Origin of the sequence: Pseudomonas sp. RV120224-01b (genome assembly GCF_003208145.1) — a bacterium.
In the GTDB taxonomy this organism is placed as follows: domain Bacteria; phylum Pseudomonadota; class Gammaproteobacteria; order Pseudomonadales; family Pseudomonadaceae; genus Aquipseudomonas; species Aquipseudomonas monteilii.
In genome coordinates this window covers 55127-71254 of record NZ_QKMQ01000015.1, presented here as the reverse complement: position 1 = coordinate 71254, position 16128 = coordinate 55127, and the positions used below count along the sequence as shown (strand labels likewise).

Sequence of the window (16128 nt, the reverse complement as noted above, 5' to 3'; positions counted from 1 at the left end):
TCTATAAATACTTTGAACTTTTCATAAGTACCAGAAAAACAGCTAGTTGCATCGCATTATCATCATCGAACGATTTTTTTGACGGGATATTGACAAGCTTTTGCCCTACGACTTTAGTCTGAAGTATTCGGGCCCTGTGCAAGCTGGGGTCGATGCACGTGCGTTACACCTGTATCGCACGATTAACAGGCCCTCCCGGAGCGGTGGGGCCGGCTTTCGAGAAATGAGGCTGGGGCGCCAACACAACAGCGTTGAGCTGCCGAGCCCTTAAAAAAGAACCAGATACTGCGCACGTCAACACTGACTGGGCGCGGGAAGGACCCTGTTGCCCTGTGATTTCTCTTGAATGATCGAGGGCAATTGAAATGGCCAATTTCAGCAAGTCAGACCTGGAATTCATCCTCAAACAGATCTTCATCGCCGAAGCCCACGCAGATGGCGCCAGCCTGATCGACCTGCTGCCCAACAGTCAGGTGCCGTTCGGCCTGCGCACCGTGGATGGCAGCTTCAACAACCTGGTCGCCGGGCAAAGCGAGTTTGGCGCCTCTGACAACGCGTTCCTGCGCTTGCTCGATGCCTCCTACCGCGCCAACTATGTGGGCACCGGCAATGTCGTCGATTCGCAACCGCGCACCATCAGCAACCTGATCGTTGACCAGACGGCGAACAACCCGGCTGCGGTCGAGGCCAATGGCGGCGCTGCCCCGGTGATGAGCCCGGGTATCGATGGGGTGTTCGGCACCGCTGATGACAAGCCTGTGTTCTTCATTCCCAATGTCTCACCCGACGTGGGCCTGACGGCTGGCTTCAACGCCTGGATGACCTTCTTCGGCCAGTTCTTCGACCACGGTCTGGACCTGGTGACCAAAAGCAGCACCGATATCGTGTTCATTCCGCTGCGCCCGGACGACCCGCTGTTCGTGGCCGGCAGCCCGACCAACTTCATGGTGCTGTCACGCGCCGTACGCACCGCCGGCGCCGATGGAGTGGTGGGCACCGCCGACGATAGCCAGCCCAACACCACCTCGCCGTTCGTTGACCAGAGCCAGACCTACAGCTCGCACCCCTCGCACCAGGTGTTTCTGCGCGAATATGCGTTGAATGCCGCAGGCGACCCGGTGGCCACCGGGCGGTTGATCACTAATCGCGATCTGGGCGCGGACGGCAAGTTCGGCACGGCCGACGATGGCAACAGCGAGAATGGCGGCATGGCCACCTGGGCGGTGGTCAAGGCTCAGGCCCGTGACATGCTGGGTATCAACCTGACCGACGCCGACGTGCACAGCGTGCCGCTGCTGGCCACCGATGCCTATGGCAACTTCCTGCGCGGGCCCAATGGCATGCCGCAGGTGGTGATGCGGGTGAACAATGGTGCCGACGGCATTGCCGGCACGGCCGACGACGTCACCCAACTGGTCGAAGGCGACCGCAACGCGCCGATCAGCCTGGCCAACGCCGTGAGCACCGGGCATGGCTTCCTTGACGACATTGCCCACAACGCCGCGCCCGTGGTGGTGGGTGGCGTGTTGCAGGCTGACGCCGACAGCGCAGTAGGCAACGCCCAGCCAGTTGGCCCAGGCGGCAACAACCTGACCTACGACAACGAACTGCTCGACGCCCACTACATCGCCGGTGACGGCCGGGTGAACGAAAACATTGGCCTCACGGCCGTGCACCATGTGTTCCACTCCGAGCACAACCGCCTGGTACAGCAGACCAAAGACACCTTGCTGGCCTCGGGCGACCTGGCGTTCCTCAACGAGTGGCTGGTCGACGATGTCACCGCCATACCCACCACGCCAGCCGGCATCGCCGCGCTGGTATGGGACGGCGAGCGGTTGTTCCAGGCCGCCAAGTTCGGCACCGAAATGCAGTACCAGCACCTGGTGTTCGAAGAGTTCGCGCGCACCATTCAGCCGCAGATCGATGAGTTCCTGGCCCCCAACGGCTACGACACGTCGATCAACCCGGCCATCCTCGCCGAGTTCGCCCACGTGGTGTACCGCTTCGGCCACTCGATGCTGACCGAAACCGTCGACCGCTTCGACCCCGACTTCAACCCTGTGTCGGGAGACCCCGCCAACCCGGATCAGCAACTGGGCCTGATCGCCGCCTTCCTCAACCCGCTGGCCTTCGCCGGCAGCGGTGCCACCGCCGATGAGGCAGCCGGTGCGATCATTCGCGGCGTGACCCGCCAGCTGGGCAACGAAATCGACGAGTTCGTCACCGAGGCCCTGCGCAACAACCTGCTTGGCCTGCCGCTGGACCTGCCTGCGCTGAACATTGCCCGTGGCCGTGACACCGGTATCCCCAGCCTGAACGAGGCGCGCCGCGAGTTCTATGGCGCAACCGGCGACAGCCAGCTCAAGGCCTACATCAGCTGGGTCGATTTTGCCGACCACCTCAAGCACCCGGCGTCGCTGATCAACTTCATCGCTGCCTACGGCACCCACGCCACCATCACCGGGGCCACTACCGAAGCGGCCAAGCGCGCCGCCGCCGTGGCGCTGGTGCTTGGCGGCGACGGCGCACCTGCCGATCGCCTGGACTTCCTTAACAGCACCGGCGCCTATGCCAACGTGACGCTGGCCGGCAAAGACGGTATCGCCGGTACGGCCGACGACATTGCCGGCGTGACGGTGACGGGTGTCGATGCCATCGATTTCTGGGTGGGCGGCCTGGCCGAGAAGAAGATGCCCTTCGGCGGCATGCTGGGTTCCAGCTTCAACTTCGTCTTCGAAACCCAGCTGGAAGCGTTGCAGAACGGTGACCGCTTCTACTACCTGTCGCGCACGGCGGGCATGAACTTCGGCACGGAACTGGAGAACAACTCCTTTGCCAAGCTGATCATGGCCAACTCCGACGTCACCCACCTGTCCAACACCGTGTTCCTCACGCCCACCTTCACCCTGGAAGTGAACCAGGCCAACCAGTTCACCGGGCTGGGTGCCGACGGCAAGGCCGACCCAACGGGCGGCATCGAAATCAACGGCGTGGAAATCGTACCGCTGGTGATTCGCGACAACCCCGACACTGTGGGGCCAGACAGCAACTTCCTGCACTACACTGGTGAAGACCATGTGGTGCTGGGCGGCACTGCCGGCAACGACATCATCATTTCCGGCGAAGGTGACGATACCGTTTACGGCGATGCCGGCGACGACGTGCTCGAAGGCGGCGCAGGCAACGATGCCGTACTGGGTGGCGCAGGCGACGACATCATCACCGACTCGTTCGGTGACAACCGGCTGGAAGGCAACGCGGGTAACGACGTGATCGTCGCCGGCAGCATGCTGGCGGCTGGCAACCTGATCCTGGGCGGCGACGGCCAGGACTTCATCATCACCACCGAGGACATTTCCACCACCTTCGGTGGCCAGGGCGATGACTTCATCCTCGGCGCCAAGACCAACCTGCCACCCACCGGCAACGAGGGCGACGACTGGATCGAGAAGGGCACCCAGGACGGTGCGCCCGGCGACAACTTTGCGCCGCTGCTGGGTGACGAAGTGGTCGGCAACGACATCTTCGTCGGTGGCGGTGGCTTTGACGAAATGATCGGTGAAGGCGGCGACGACATCTTTGTCGGCAGCGATGCCCAGGACAAGATGGACGGCATGTCCGGCTTTGACTGGATTACCAACAAGAACGACAAGGTCGGCGTTACCGTTGACCTGAGCCTGGCCGCGCTGGCCCAGCCCCATGGCAATGCGCCAAACCAGAACGCTGGTGTATTCAACCCGGTCGGCGCCTCGCCGGCCAGCATCCTCGACCGCTTCGCCGAGGTGGAAGGGGTGTCCGGCTCGAACTACGCCGATGTGCTCAAGGGCGATGACGTCGATGCTGTGACCATCCTCAACCATGGCGGTGCCACCGGCAGCGCCCTGACCAACGTGGCACTGATCCGCGGCCTGCAGCAGTTCCTGGCCGATGCCGGGTTGCCGACCACCGGCTTTGCCACCGGCAACATCATGCTCGGCGGCAATGGCAGCGACCTGATCGAAGGCCGTGGTGGCGATGACCTGATCGACGGCGATAAATGGCTGAACGTGCGCATTGCGGTGTATGCCCCAGGCGACGTCAACCACACCGGGCCAGAGATCGCCAGCTTCGACAGCATGGTCGACATGATCCCGTTCATGCTCGACCGCACCTACAACCCAGGTCAGCTCAAAGCCGTGCGGGAAATCCTGCCGGGTACCTCGACCGGCGGCGCGGCCTTTGACACCGCCATATTCTCCGGGGTGCAGAGCGAATATGTGGTGACCCAGAACACCAAAGGCACCGCCGACGTTGCCGATGACGTGTGGACGGTGACCGATACCGTGGCCGGCCGCGATGGCGTGGATACCCTCCTGCACATCGAGCGCCTGCAGTTCGCCGACAGCCAACGCGTGCTGGTGGAAGGGGTGAACGCGCAACCCACCGGCAGCCCGACCGTGCTCGATGGCAACGGCGGTGCGATCATTGTGGGTGACATGCTGACAGTGAGCGTGGCGGGCGTGCTCGACGCCGACAACATCAGTGCGGGCAACCCGACCGGCACGCTTGCCGACCGTTCGGTGTCGTACTACTGGCAGTTCGAGGCCGACCCGGGCAGTGGTGTGTTCCAGGACATCATCCTGCTGCCGGCCGGCGACCTGGCGTTCCAGAGCGCCGACGGTACGTCGTTCAAGGTGTCGCCAGACCTGGCCGGGCTGAGCCTGCGGGTCAAGGCGATCTACCAGGACGCCCATGGCACCACCGAAGTGCTGTTCTCGCAGCCCACGGCCGTGGTACAGCCGGGCGCACCTGTGGTGCCGACCCCGGCCACCCCGGTTGTGGACGCCACTGCTGGCGGGGAGGGGCTGCACATGGTGCGCTCCGACCTCAACTTCATCCTTGCCCAGATCAAGATTGCCGAGGCTGATGCCGCCGGGCAGGACATCCTCTCGCTCATCCCCAACATCCGTGCACCTCTGGGCCTGCGCGCGGTCGATGGTTCGAACAACAACCTGATGAACCTCAACGGTAACAACAACACCCAGTTTGGTGCTGCCGACAACGTCTTCCCGCGCTTGACCGACCCGGTGTTCAACCCGGCAGAAGGTGCCCCGGCCGGCTTCTTCGGCCCAGGCTCACCGGCGATTCCCGGCTCTTCGTACCAGCAGACCAGCGGCCCGGTGTTCGACTCGCAGCCGCGTGTCATCAGTAACCTGGTAGTCGACCAGACTTCCAACAACCCGGCGGCCTATGCCACCGCCTATGACCCGGGTGCGGATGGCGTGCTCAACTTCGGCACGCCTGGCAATGACGACGTGCTCAAGGATGGCGTGCGCATCGTCGCCAGCCCAGGCATGGATGGCCAGTTCGGTACCACCGACGACCACGATGTGTACCTGTTCGAAAACACCGCTGCCGATGCCGGGTTGTCCGCGCCATTCAACGCCTGGATGACCTTCTTCGGGCAGTTCTTCGACCATGGTCTGGACCTGGTCACCAAGGGCGGCTCGGGTACCATCTACATCCCGCTGCAGCCGGATGACCCGCTGTACGTGGAGGGTGGCTTCACCAACTTCATGGTGGTAACCCGCGCCACCAACCTGCCAGGGCCGGATGGCATCCTCGGCAACGCCGATGACATTCACGAGCACACCAACACCACCACGCCGTTCGTGGACCAGAACCAGACCTACAGCTCGCACCCCTCGCACCAGGTGTTCCTGCGCGCCTACATCATGACCGATGATGGCCCTGTCGCTACAGGCCGCCTGATCACCAACCGTGACCTGGGCGCCGATGGCAAGTTCGGCACCGCCGACGACACCGAAATCGGTGGCATGGCCACCTGGAAGGTGGTCAAGGCCCAGGCCCGCGACCTGCTCGGCATCAACCTGACCGACGCTGATGTCGACAACGTGCCTTTGCTGGCCACCGACGCCTACGGCAACTTCATCAAGGGGCCGAACGGCTATCCGATGGTGGTGATGAAGGGCCTGGACGGCATTGCCGGCACGGCCGATGACCAGCAGGTCGAAGGCAACCCGCTGGCGCCGCTCGACCTGACCAACGCCGTGCGCACGGGGCACCAGTTCCTCGCCGACATCGCACACAATGCTGTGCCGGTGTTCAGCGGTGGCGTGCTGGCGCCGGATGCCGACAACGTGGCCGGCAACGCCGTGCCCGTCAACCCGCAGACCGGTGCCAACCTGGCCTACGACAACGAACTGCTGGATGCGCACTACATCGCCGGTGATGGCCGGGTTAACGAGAACATCGGCCTGACCGCCGTGCATGCCATCTTCCACTCCGAGCACAACCGGCTGGTGGCGCAGACCATGGACACCGTGCTCGACTCGGGCGACCTGGCGTTCCTCAACGAGTGGCTGCTCAACCCGGTCACCGCCTTGCCGGTCACCCCGGCCGAGATCGACGCCTTGGTATGGAACGGCGAACGCCTGTTCCAGGCGGCCAAGTTCGGTACCGAGATGCAGTATCAGCACCTGGTGTTCGAGGAGTTCGCCCGTACCGTGCAGCCTCGGGTCGACCTGTTCTTCGCCCCGACCCAGGTGTACGACGTGGACCTCGATGCGTCGATCGTGGCCGAGTTCGCCCATACCGTGTACCGCTTCGGCCACTCGATGCTGACCGAAACTGTCGACCGCTTTGACGTCGACTTCAACGTCATCCAGGACCCGGCCAGCGCCAACCCCGAGCAGCAACTGGGCCTGATCGCGGCGTTCCTCAACCCGCTGGCCTATGCCGCCAGTGGCGTCACCCCCGAGGATGCCACCAGTGCCATCGTGCGCGGGGTCACCCGCCAGGCCGGTAACGAAATCGACGAGTTCGTCACCGAGGCGCTGCGCAACAACCTGCTCGGCCTGCCGCTCGACCTGCCGGCGATCAACATCGCCCGTGGCCGTGATGTCGGCATCCCCTCGCTGAACGCCGTGCGCCGCGACATCTTCGGGCAAACCGGCGACACCCAGCTCAAGCCGTACACCAGCTGGGTCGACCTGGTGCAGCACCTGAAGCACCCTGAGTCGCTGATCAACTTCATTGCGGCTTATGGCACCCACAGCAGCATCACCGGTGCCACCACCCTGCTGGAAAAACGCGCGGCGGCCATGGCCCTGGTGTTCGGCGGCGATGGCGCGCCGGCCGATCGCCTGGACTTCCTCAACAGCAGTGGTGCCTGGGCCAACGTGACCCTGCCGGGCAAGGATGGCGTGCTGGGTACCGCCGATGACCTGAAGGCTGTGACCGTGACCGGTGTCGATGCCATCGACCTGTGGATCGGCGGCCTGGCCGAAGCGAAAACCCCGTTCGGCGGCATGCTCGGCAGTACCTTCAACTTCGTGTTCGAAAACCAGATGGAGAAACTGCAGGACGGCGACCGCTTCTACTACCTGGAGCGCACCTCTGGCCTGTCGATGAACGCCGAGCTGGAAAGCAACTCGTTCGCCAAGCTGATCATGGCCAACACCTCGGCCACCCACCTGCCGGGCCTGGTGTTCTCCGACCCGGGCTTCTACCTGGAGCTGGACCAGAGCAAGCAATACAACGACGGCCTGGGCAACGCCGACCCGCTGGGCGAGAACGGCGAGCAGGTGGTGTTCCGCGACAGCCCGCTGACGGCTGGCCCGGACACCAACTACATCCGCTATGCCGGTGCCGAGCACATCGTGCTGGGCGGCACCAACGGTGACGACATCCTGGTGTCCAGCGAGGGTGACGACACGGTCTGGGGCGATGGCGGCAACGACCGCATCGAGGGTGGCGACGGCAACGACCAGCTGCGCGGTGGCGCCGGCGACGACATCATCAGCGACATGGGCGGTGACGACAATATCCAGGGCGGCGACGGCAACGATGTGCTGCACGGCGGTAATGGCGTCAACCTGATCATCGGCGGTTTCGGCAACGACTTCATCGTCACCGGTGAGGACGCTTCCGAAGCCATCGGCGGCCAGGGCAACGACTTTATCCTGGGCAGCAAGGCCAACGAACAGGACATGGGTAACGAAGGCGACGACTGGATCGAGAAGGGCACCTCGGACGGTGCGCCTGGCGACAACTTCGACCCGCTCGGCAACGACCCGATCATCGGCAACGACGTGTTCATCGGCGGCAACGAGAATGACAAGTTCAACGGTGAAGGCGGCGACGACATCATGGTCGGCAGCCTGGGCTTCGGCGACCGCTATATCGGCGGCTCCGGCTACGACTGGGCGACCTTCAAGGACCTGGCCCAGGGCGTGACCGTCGACTACAGCGACCGCTTCTTCGATGTACCGCCGGTACCGGGCTCGGGCGCGTCGGCGCTGGTGCGCTTCGACATCATGGAAGGCCTTTCCGGCTCGTCCCATGGCGACTTCCTGCGCGGTGACAACGAAGACGCCGCGAGCCTGCCGACCAATGGCGCCACGGGCAGCGTGCTGACCAACATCAACCTGATCAACGGCCTGTCCAGCCTGCTGGCTGCCGGGGCGACGTTCTACGATGGCGGCAACATCATCCTCGGCGGCAGCGGCAGCGACCTGATCGAAGGCCGTGGTGGCGACGACATCCTCGACGGTGACAAGTGGCTGAACGTGCGCATCAGCGTGCGCGCCAACAGCGATGGCACCGGCCCGGAAATCGCCAGTTTCGACAGCATGGAGCCGATGGTGCCGTTCATGCTCAATGGCACCTACAACCCGGGCCAGCTGGTTATCATCCGGGAGATCCTCAATGGCACCGACAGCTACGACACGGCGGTGTTCTCGGGGGTGGCCACCGACTACAGCGTGGTGGTCGATGGCAACGCGGTGATCGTCACCGACCTGGTGGCCGGGCGTGATGGTGTCGACCGCCTGACCGGTATCGAGCGCCTGCAGTTCTCTGACCGCTCGCAGGCGTCTGGTGTGGGCACAGCCGTGAACGCCGGCCCTACGGGGCACCTGGCGATCCTCGATGCGGCCACAGGTTTACGTGACGATACCCCCGTCAGTGGTCAGCTGCTGCGTGTAACACCGCTGGCAGTGCGCGATGCGGACAACGTCAGTGCGGCCAACCCTACCGGTGCAGTCAACGGCCCGGTAGCGTACTACTGGCAAGTCGAAACGCTGCCGGGGTCGGGGGTTTACGAAGACATCACCTTCGTTGCGGCAGGCGAGGTCTCGCGGGCCATTGGCACCACCTACCGCGTAACCGATGACGTGGCCGGCTTGAGCATCCGCGTTCGCGCGGTGTATCAGGACGCCAAGGGCACGCTGGAAATCGTCGACTCGTCGGCGAACAGCGCGCCGAGTGCCGGCCCGACCGTGACCGGGTTGCTGGTGCAGAACCAGACGTTGACAGCCAACACGGCAACCATTGTCGATGCCGACGGCCTGAGCAACCCGCAGTTCACCTTCCAGTGGCAGTCCAACCGGGGCCTTGGTTGGGTCAACATCGCTGGCGCCATCAGCAGCACCTTTGTCCTGACCCAGGCGCAAGTGGGGCAGAACATGCGCGTAGTGGTGAACTACGTGGATGACTTCGGTGTGCAGGAAAGTGTTGCCTCCGACATCCTCGACCCGGTGGCCAACGTCAATGATGCACCGACGGGTGCGGTGTTGATCAGCGACACCACGCCAGACATCGGGCAGACGCTGACGGCACTTACCGGCAGTATTGCCGACCTGGATGGGCTGGGGGCATTCAGCTTCCAGTGGCAGCAAGGTACTGGCGGCGTCTTCAGCGACATCGTGGGTGCCACTGCGGCCACCTTCACCCCGGGCCTCAACCAGGGCGGCCAGCAATTGCAGGTGATTGTGCGTTACACCGACGCCTTCGGCACGCTGGAATCCCTCACCTCGGCGGCGACAACGGCAGTGCCAGGGTTGGCACTGGTTGGCACCAACGGTGCCGATATCCTGGTCGGGAGCGCGGGCAATGACGTGATTTTGGGCCTGGACGGCGCCGACCAGCTGTTTGGTGGGCTTGGCAATGACATCCTCGACGGCGGGCTTGGCGCGGATGCCATGACTGGCGGCGGTGGCAACGACACCTTCGTGGTCGACAACGTCGGCGACACGGTGAGCGAAGCGCTCAATGGCGGCGTTGACCTGGTGCAGACTAACCTGGCCAGCTACATCCTGGGTGCCAACGTCGAAAACCTGACCTATACCGGCGCGGGCAACTTCATCGGTGGTGGTAACGCTCTGGCCAACACCATTACCGGCGGTGCTGGCAACGATCGGCTCAATGGCGGCGCAGGTGCAGACCGGATGGTGGGGGGGCTCGGCAATGATACCTACGTGGTGGATGACGCTGGAGATCTGGTGTTCGAGAATGCGGGAGGCGGTACGGATGATGTGCGTACCACGCTGACCAGCTACATCCTGCGTGCCAACCTTGAAAACCTGACGTACATCGGGGTGGGCAACTTCGTCGGTGGTGGCAATACGCAGGACAACATCCTCTTCGGTGGCACTGGCAACGATCGGCTCAATGGCGGTGAAGGTGCCGACCGTTTGGTAGGCGGTCTCGGCAACGATACCTACGTGGTGGATAACGTTGGGGATCTGGTGTTCGAGGATGCGGGGGCCGGAACGGATGACGTCCGTACCTCACTGACAAGCTACATCCTGCGTGCCAACGTCGAAAACCTGACCTATACCGGGGTGGGCAACTTCGTCGGTGGTGGCAACACGCTGGACAACATCCTCTTCGGCGGCGCTGGTAACGACCAGCTCAATGGTGGTGAAGGTGCTGACCGCCTGGTGGGGGGGCTCGGCAACGATACCTACGTGGTGGATAACGCAGGGGATCTGGTGTTCGAGAATGCGGGAGGCGGTACGGATGACGTGCGTACCACGTTGACCAGCTACATCCTGCGCTCCAATGTCGAAAACCTGACCTATACCGGGGTAGGCAACTTCATCGGTGGTGGCAACACGCTGGACAACATCCTCTTCGGCGGCGCTGGCAACGACCAGCTCAATGGTGGTGAAGGTGCCGACCGCCTGGTGGGTGGTCTCGGTAACGACACTTACGTGGTGGATAATGCTGGGGATCTGGTGATTGAGGCCACTGGAGCCGGTACGGACACCGTGCGTACCGCGCTGGCCAGCTACACCTTGGGTGCCAACGTCGAAAACCTCACCTATACCGGGGTGGGTAACTTCAGCGGTAGTGGTAACGCGCTGGACAACATCATCACCTCAGGCGCTGGCAACGACCAACTCAACGGTGGTGCAGGTAGCGACCAACTGTTGGGTGGCAGTGGCAACGACACCCTGAACGGCGGCGATGACAACGACAGCCTCGATGGTGGCCTTGGCAACGACATCCTGAACGGTGGGGCTGGCAGCGACACGTTGTTCGGCGACGCTGGCAACGACATCCTGTCGGGTGGTAGCGGCAGTGACTTCCTCAACGGTGATGTTGGCGACGACATCGTCAACGGCGGCGCCGGGGATGACACGATGATGGCCACTGACGGCAATGATGTCTTCCAGTTCGCCGCTGGCTTCGGCAATGACCTGATCATCAACTTCGACAGCAACGCGGTGGGCGGTCAGGACCGGCTGGATATCACTGCCTTCAACATCACTGCGGCTACCTTTGCCGCCAGCGTCACCATCGCCGATGTTGGCGACGATACGCTGGTCAGCATTGGCGCCACCGACTCCATCCGCCTGGTAGGGGTGGCGGATGCAACCACAGTAACCGCAGCGGACTTCACCTTGGCCAGTTGAGGAGCCCCAGGGTAAGTTGTTGGCTTCAAATACCGGGGCTGCCGAGCAGCCCCGGTTTATTTACCGGCCAAACCGGCATGCACGCTCAACTCTTCATCGATGAACGCTGCAATCATCGCCCGATAAACCCGCTCCACCACCTCTGGCGAAGCCCCCGTTTCTTCGGCAATCCCTCGCACCTTGGCAATCACTTGCTCGACCCGTGCGGGTGCGCGAACGTCATCGGTGGTCTTTTTGAAAGTGGCCGCCTGGGCTACCAGCTGGCCGCGCTGGGCGAGCAGGTTCTGATCGATGTGATCGATGCGAGCGCGAACGTCTTCGATCGATGTGCAGCGTACGTCCATGTGTGAAGCTCCTTGAGGGGGTTGCGGGACAGTACTACGGCACATGTCCCGTTTCAGAAGTCGTAGCGCAAATCCAGCATCGCATTGCGCGGTGCACCGTAATGCCCGTAGCTGCCGGCCATGCCTGCGTAGTATTTCTCATCGAACAGGTTGTTCACGTTCAGCGTTGCCGCAAAGTGATCAGTCACCTGGTAACGGGCCATGAGGCTTGCAACGGCATAGTCTTCATCCTTGGCCTTGGCATTGTCCAGGTCAGCAAACGTCAGGGACTTGCTGGAGTCCCAGTTAACACCGCCGCCAAGGGTCAGCTTGTCCCAGTGACCTGTAAGCCGGTAGGTCGTCCACAGGCGCAAGGTGTCCATCGGCAGTTGGGTGTTCAGGCGTTTGCCGTCAGCGTCTTCGGTACGAGCATGGCTGTACCCGGCCTGCACGTTCCACCCCGGAGCGACTTCGCCACTGATTTCTAGGTCGAAGCCTTTGGTTTTGGCACCGTCCACCGCTCGGTAGGCGGATGTACGCGACGGCGTGATTTGCCCAGGGTCCAGTTCAGCAAAGTTGTCCCGCTCGACCACGAACAGTGCCGCGCTGGCATTCAGGCGACCCTCGTAGAACTCGCCTTTCCAGCCCATTTCGTAGTTTTTGCCAATCACCGGGGCGAGTACCTGGCCGTTTTTGTCTTGTGATGACTGGGGCTGGAAGATATCGGTGTAGCTGGCATAGATCGATTGTTCAGGTGTCAGGTCATAGACCAGGCCGGTATAGGGCGTAACTTCACCTGTTTCACGCATCTTGCGTGGCGTATTGAGCCCTGTGATCCGCGAGGTGAAGTTGTAGTCGTAGCTGTAGTTCGAAACCCGTGCACCCAGCAACCAGTGCAGCTCGTCACTCAGGTTGAAGCGGTTGGCGACGAAATACCCGCTTTGTCGCGTCTTGATATCCAGCAGTACCGAAGGTCGATAACCGTCACGGGCCAGGTAGTTGTCCCAAGTGTAGAAGTTGAAATCGGTGTTGCCACCACTCAGCGAGTCATGGTGGTTCTTGTAATCCGAATAGTTGTAGCCAACCACAAGGTCGTGGGAGCGACCGAACAGCTCATAGCTACCCTGCAGGTTTACATCCACACCTTTCTGCACCTGGTTGGCAGATATCATTGCCCGTTCGGCGCTGGCAACCCCGGTCTGCTGGTTGAGGAAGCTGTTACCTGTGGTGCTGCGGAACCAGCCCAGGTCGGCATCGCGATCCACATCCATGTAATTGCTCACCACCCGCAGCTTCCAGTCATCGGCCAGTTGCTGCTCCAGGGTCGCGGTGTAGTTCAGTGTCTCGAAATCATCATACATCCACCGCGCACCGGAGCTGGTTGAGCGGGAGAAGTGGGTCTGCTGGCCATTGCTGTAGATCAGCGGTACACCAGGCGCACCGGTTGACCGGTATTTCTGGTAGTCGACACCAAGACGCACCAATGTGGTGTCGGTCAGGTCGGCCTCGGCTACCCCATAGACGATCTCCCGCTTCTGGTCGTACCAATCCATGAAGGTCTGGTTGTCCTGCTTGGCTACCACCATGCGTCCACGCACATTGCCGGTTTCGGTCAATGGGCCGGATACGTCTGCTTCGCTGCGGTAGTTGTCCCAAGAGCCGACACTGCCTTTGACATAGGCTTTGAACTCGCGGGTAGGCTTCTTGCGGATGAGGTTGATCACGCCACCAGGCTCGCCCGCACCGGTCATCAGCCCCGTCGCACCGCGCACGACTTCGATGTGGTCGTACAGCGCGGTGTCCAGCAAGGTGCTGGGCATGTTGCGGGTTTCGTTCTGCTGGCTGGTGTTGACACCGTCAAACTGGTAGCTGTTGATGGCACTGCCACGGGAATAGATATTGAAACGCTCACCACCGTCCTGGGACATGGTGATGCCGGGTGTCTCCTTCAGTACATCGGTGATGCTGGCCAAGTGCTGATCATCCATGCGTTGGCGGGTAATGACACTGATACTCTGCGGCGTTTCGCGAATCGACAGGTTCATCTTGGTCGCGGTGCTGGTCACCCCCGTGGTGTACGAGCCGGTCCCCTCGGTGGTTGCCCCCAAACCGACACTGTTCACATGCGTGGCGGACAGCTCCATGGCCCCGGTATCTTCACCTGCAGGGATGATGAACCAGCGGTCGTCACTGTTCCGCATCACCCGCAGGCCACTGCCCGACAACAGCACCTGCAAGCCATCATCGACACCGTACACACCCTCCAGCCCCGGCGTTTTGCGCCCTTGCGTGGCGGTGGGGTCGAACGACAGCACGATACCGGCCTGGGTGGCGAAACGCGTCAGCGCCTGGCCAAGGTCGCCCTGGCCGATGTGGTACTCACGGGGCGTGGTGTCGGCCAGGGCAGGGGTAGCGGCGAGCAGGGCTGAAACCAGCAGGGCATTGCGGATACCGGCCGCCAGCGGGCGGAGCGGATGATGCGTTTTCATGGAAGGCTTCTCTTATGTTGGCAAGCGGGTCATGCACCCGTTACCCCTGAGTCGAACGAGAAAGAGAAGAAATCTCATCGGCAGGCAAAAAAGTGTTCATCCCGTGTGTCGGGCACTGACGGTCACCCAGTAACGGGTGCGGTGCACGATGTCTATCGGCAACACGCTAGTGATTGCACGCAGGGCCTTGTCGGTGTCATCCACCGGGAAAGTGCCGCTAACGCGCAGCCCTGCCACCGCCGGGTCGCAGCGCAGCCAGCCACGCCGGTAGCGGCCCAGTTCGGCGACCAGCTCAGCCAGCGGTTGTTCATTGGCCACCAGCAGGCCCTGAGTCCAGGCATCCTGCGAGGCGTCCAGTGACTGCGCCGAGTCGGCAAATGCCGCAGAGAAACGGCAGCGCTGCCCAGGTTGCAGCAACAGCGGTTGGCCATGGTCCGGTGCAATGCGCACCTGGTGCTCGAACACACAGACCTGAGTCTGCCGCTTCAGCAGGCGCACTGAAAAGCGTGTGCCCAGGGCCTGCACCCGACCATGGACGGTCTGTACGAAGAAAGGCCGCCCGGCAGGGTCGCTGGCGGTAGTGACCATCACCTCACCGTGGCGCAGGTTCACCAGGCGCTGTTGGGCGTCGTAGCTTACATCGGCTGCGCTGTCGGTGTTGAGCATCAACTGCCCACCGTCGGCCAGGGCCACGGGCAATCGCTGGCCCACCGCCGTGTGATGGTCGGCAAGCCAGACGCCGTTTTCGAGTTGGTCAACGCCCAGCCAGCCCAGGCTGCTCCCGCCCAACATCAACGCCACGCCCTTGAGCACACTGCGCCGGGTGTTGTGCCTGGCCTGGCCGGCGAGGTCCAGCGTGCGCCCGGCCACGGCAGCGGGCACGCTCTGCAGGCGTTGTTGCAGGCGCTCGATTTGCTGCCAGGCCCACAGGTTGGCGGCGCCTTGTTGCAGCCAGTGCTGCCAGCCGAGGTGGTCTTGCGGGCTGGCCGCGCCGCTCTGCAGCAAGGTATACCACTGCACCGCCTGTTCCAGTGCCGCACGCTGGCGCGGGTCGGTCACGCTCATTGCAGGCCGGCCTCAAGGTTGAACAGCAGGCAATGGTGCAGCGCTTTGGCCATATGGCGGTTGACCGTGGACAGCGATATGCCCAACTGCTCGGCAATGGCCTTGTACGGCATGCCCTCCAGTTGCGACAGCAGAAACGCCCGGCGCACTTCAAGCCCCAGGCCCGCCAGCATGGTGTCGAGTTCGCACAGTGTTTCCAGCAGCACGGCGCGGTCCTCTTCGGAAATGTCCAGCGCCTCGGGTTGCTCGGCCAGGGTTTGCAACCACGCCCGCTCCAGGCGCGCGCGGCGGAAGTGGTCGATCATCAGGCGGCGGGCAATGGTGGCCAGGTAGCCCTTGGGCTCGCGCACGGCTTGCAGGCGCTCGGCCGCGTTGTCTGCCGTGAGGATACGCACGAACACGTCCTGGACCATGTCGGTGGCCAGGTGCTGGCAGGTGAGCCGCGGTTGCAGCCAGTTGCGCAACCAGCGGTGGTGGTCGCGGTAAAGGCCATCGACCTGGGCGTGTGCGTCCATGCAGGGCTTTTTCATACAGTCGGGTTCAAAT

5 protein-coding genes are annotated in these 16128 nt (G+C 62.8%); 1 reads left to right on the top strand and 4 read right to left on the bottom strand.

The window, feature by feature from the left end; translation table 11 throughout:
- Window positions 1-365 precede the first annotated feature (365 nt).
- Complete coding sequence (locus tag N436_RS20955; protein ID WP_110741864.1) at window positions 366-11705, top strand: peroxidase family protein; 11340 nt, start codon at window positions 366-368, stop codon at window positions 11703-11705.
- A 56-nt stretch (window positions 11706-11761) separates the two neighbouring features.
- Here N436_RS20955 and N436_RS20950 read toward each other — a convergent pair whose 3' ends face one another.
- The 4 genes from N436_RS20950 to N436_RS20935 all read right to left on the bottom strand — a co-directional run bounded on the left by N436_RS20950 (window position 11762) and on the right by N436_RS20935 (window position 16097).
- Complete coding sequence (locus N436_RS20950) at window positions 11762-12049, bottom strand: chorismate mutase (RefSeq protein ID WP_110741863.1); 288 nt, start codon at window positions 12047-12049, stop codon at window positions 11762-11764.
- A gap of 53 nt (window positions 12050-12102) precedes the next feature.
- Entirely contained in the window at window positions 12103-14517 is a 2415-nt protein-coding gene (locus N436_RS20945; protein WP_110741862.1) for a TonB-dependent receptor, read from the bottom strand.
- A 96-nt stretch (window positions 14518-14613) separates the two neighbouring features.
- Entirely contained in the window at window positions 14614-15582 is a 969-nt protein-coding gene (locus N436_RS20940) for a FecR domain-containing protein (RefSeq protein ID WP_110741861.1), read from the bottom strand.
- Entirely contained in the window at window positions 15579-16097 is a 519-nt protein-coding gene (locus N436_RS20935) for a sigma-70 family RNA polymerase sigma factor (protein ID WP_105948744.1), read from the bottom strand. Before N436_RS20935 ends, N436_RS20940 begins: the two co-directional genes overlap by 4 nt.
- Window positions 16098-16128: the final 31 nt, after the last annotated feature.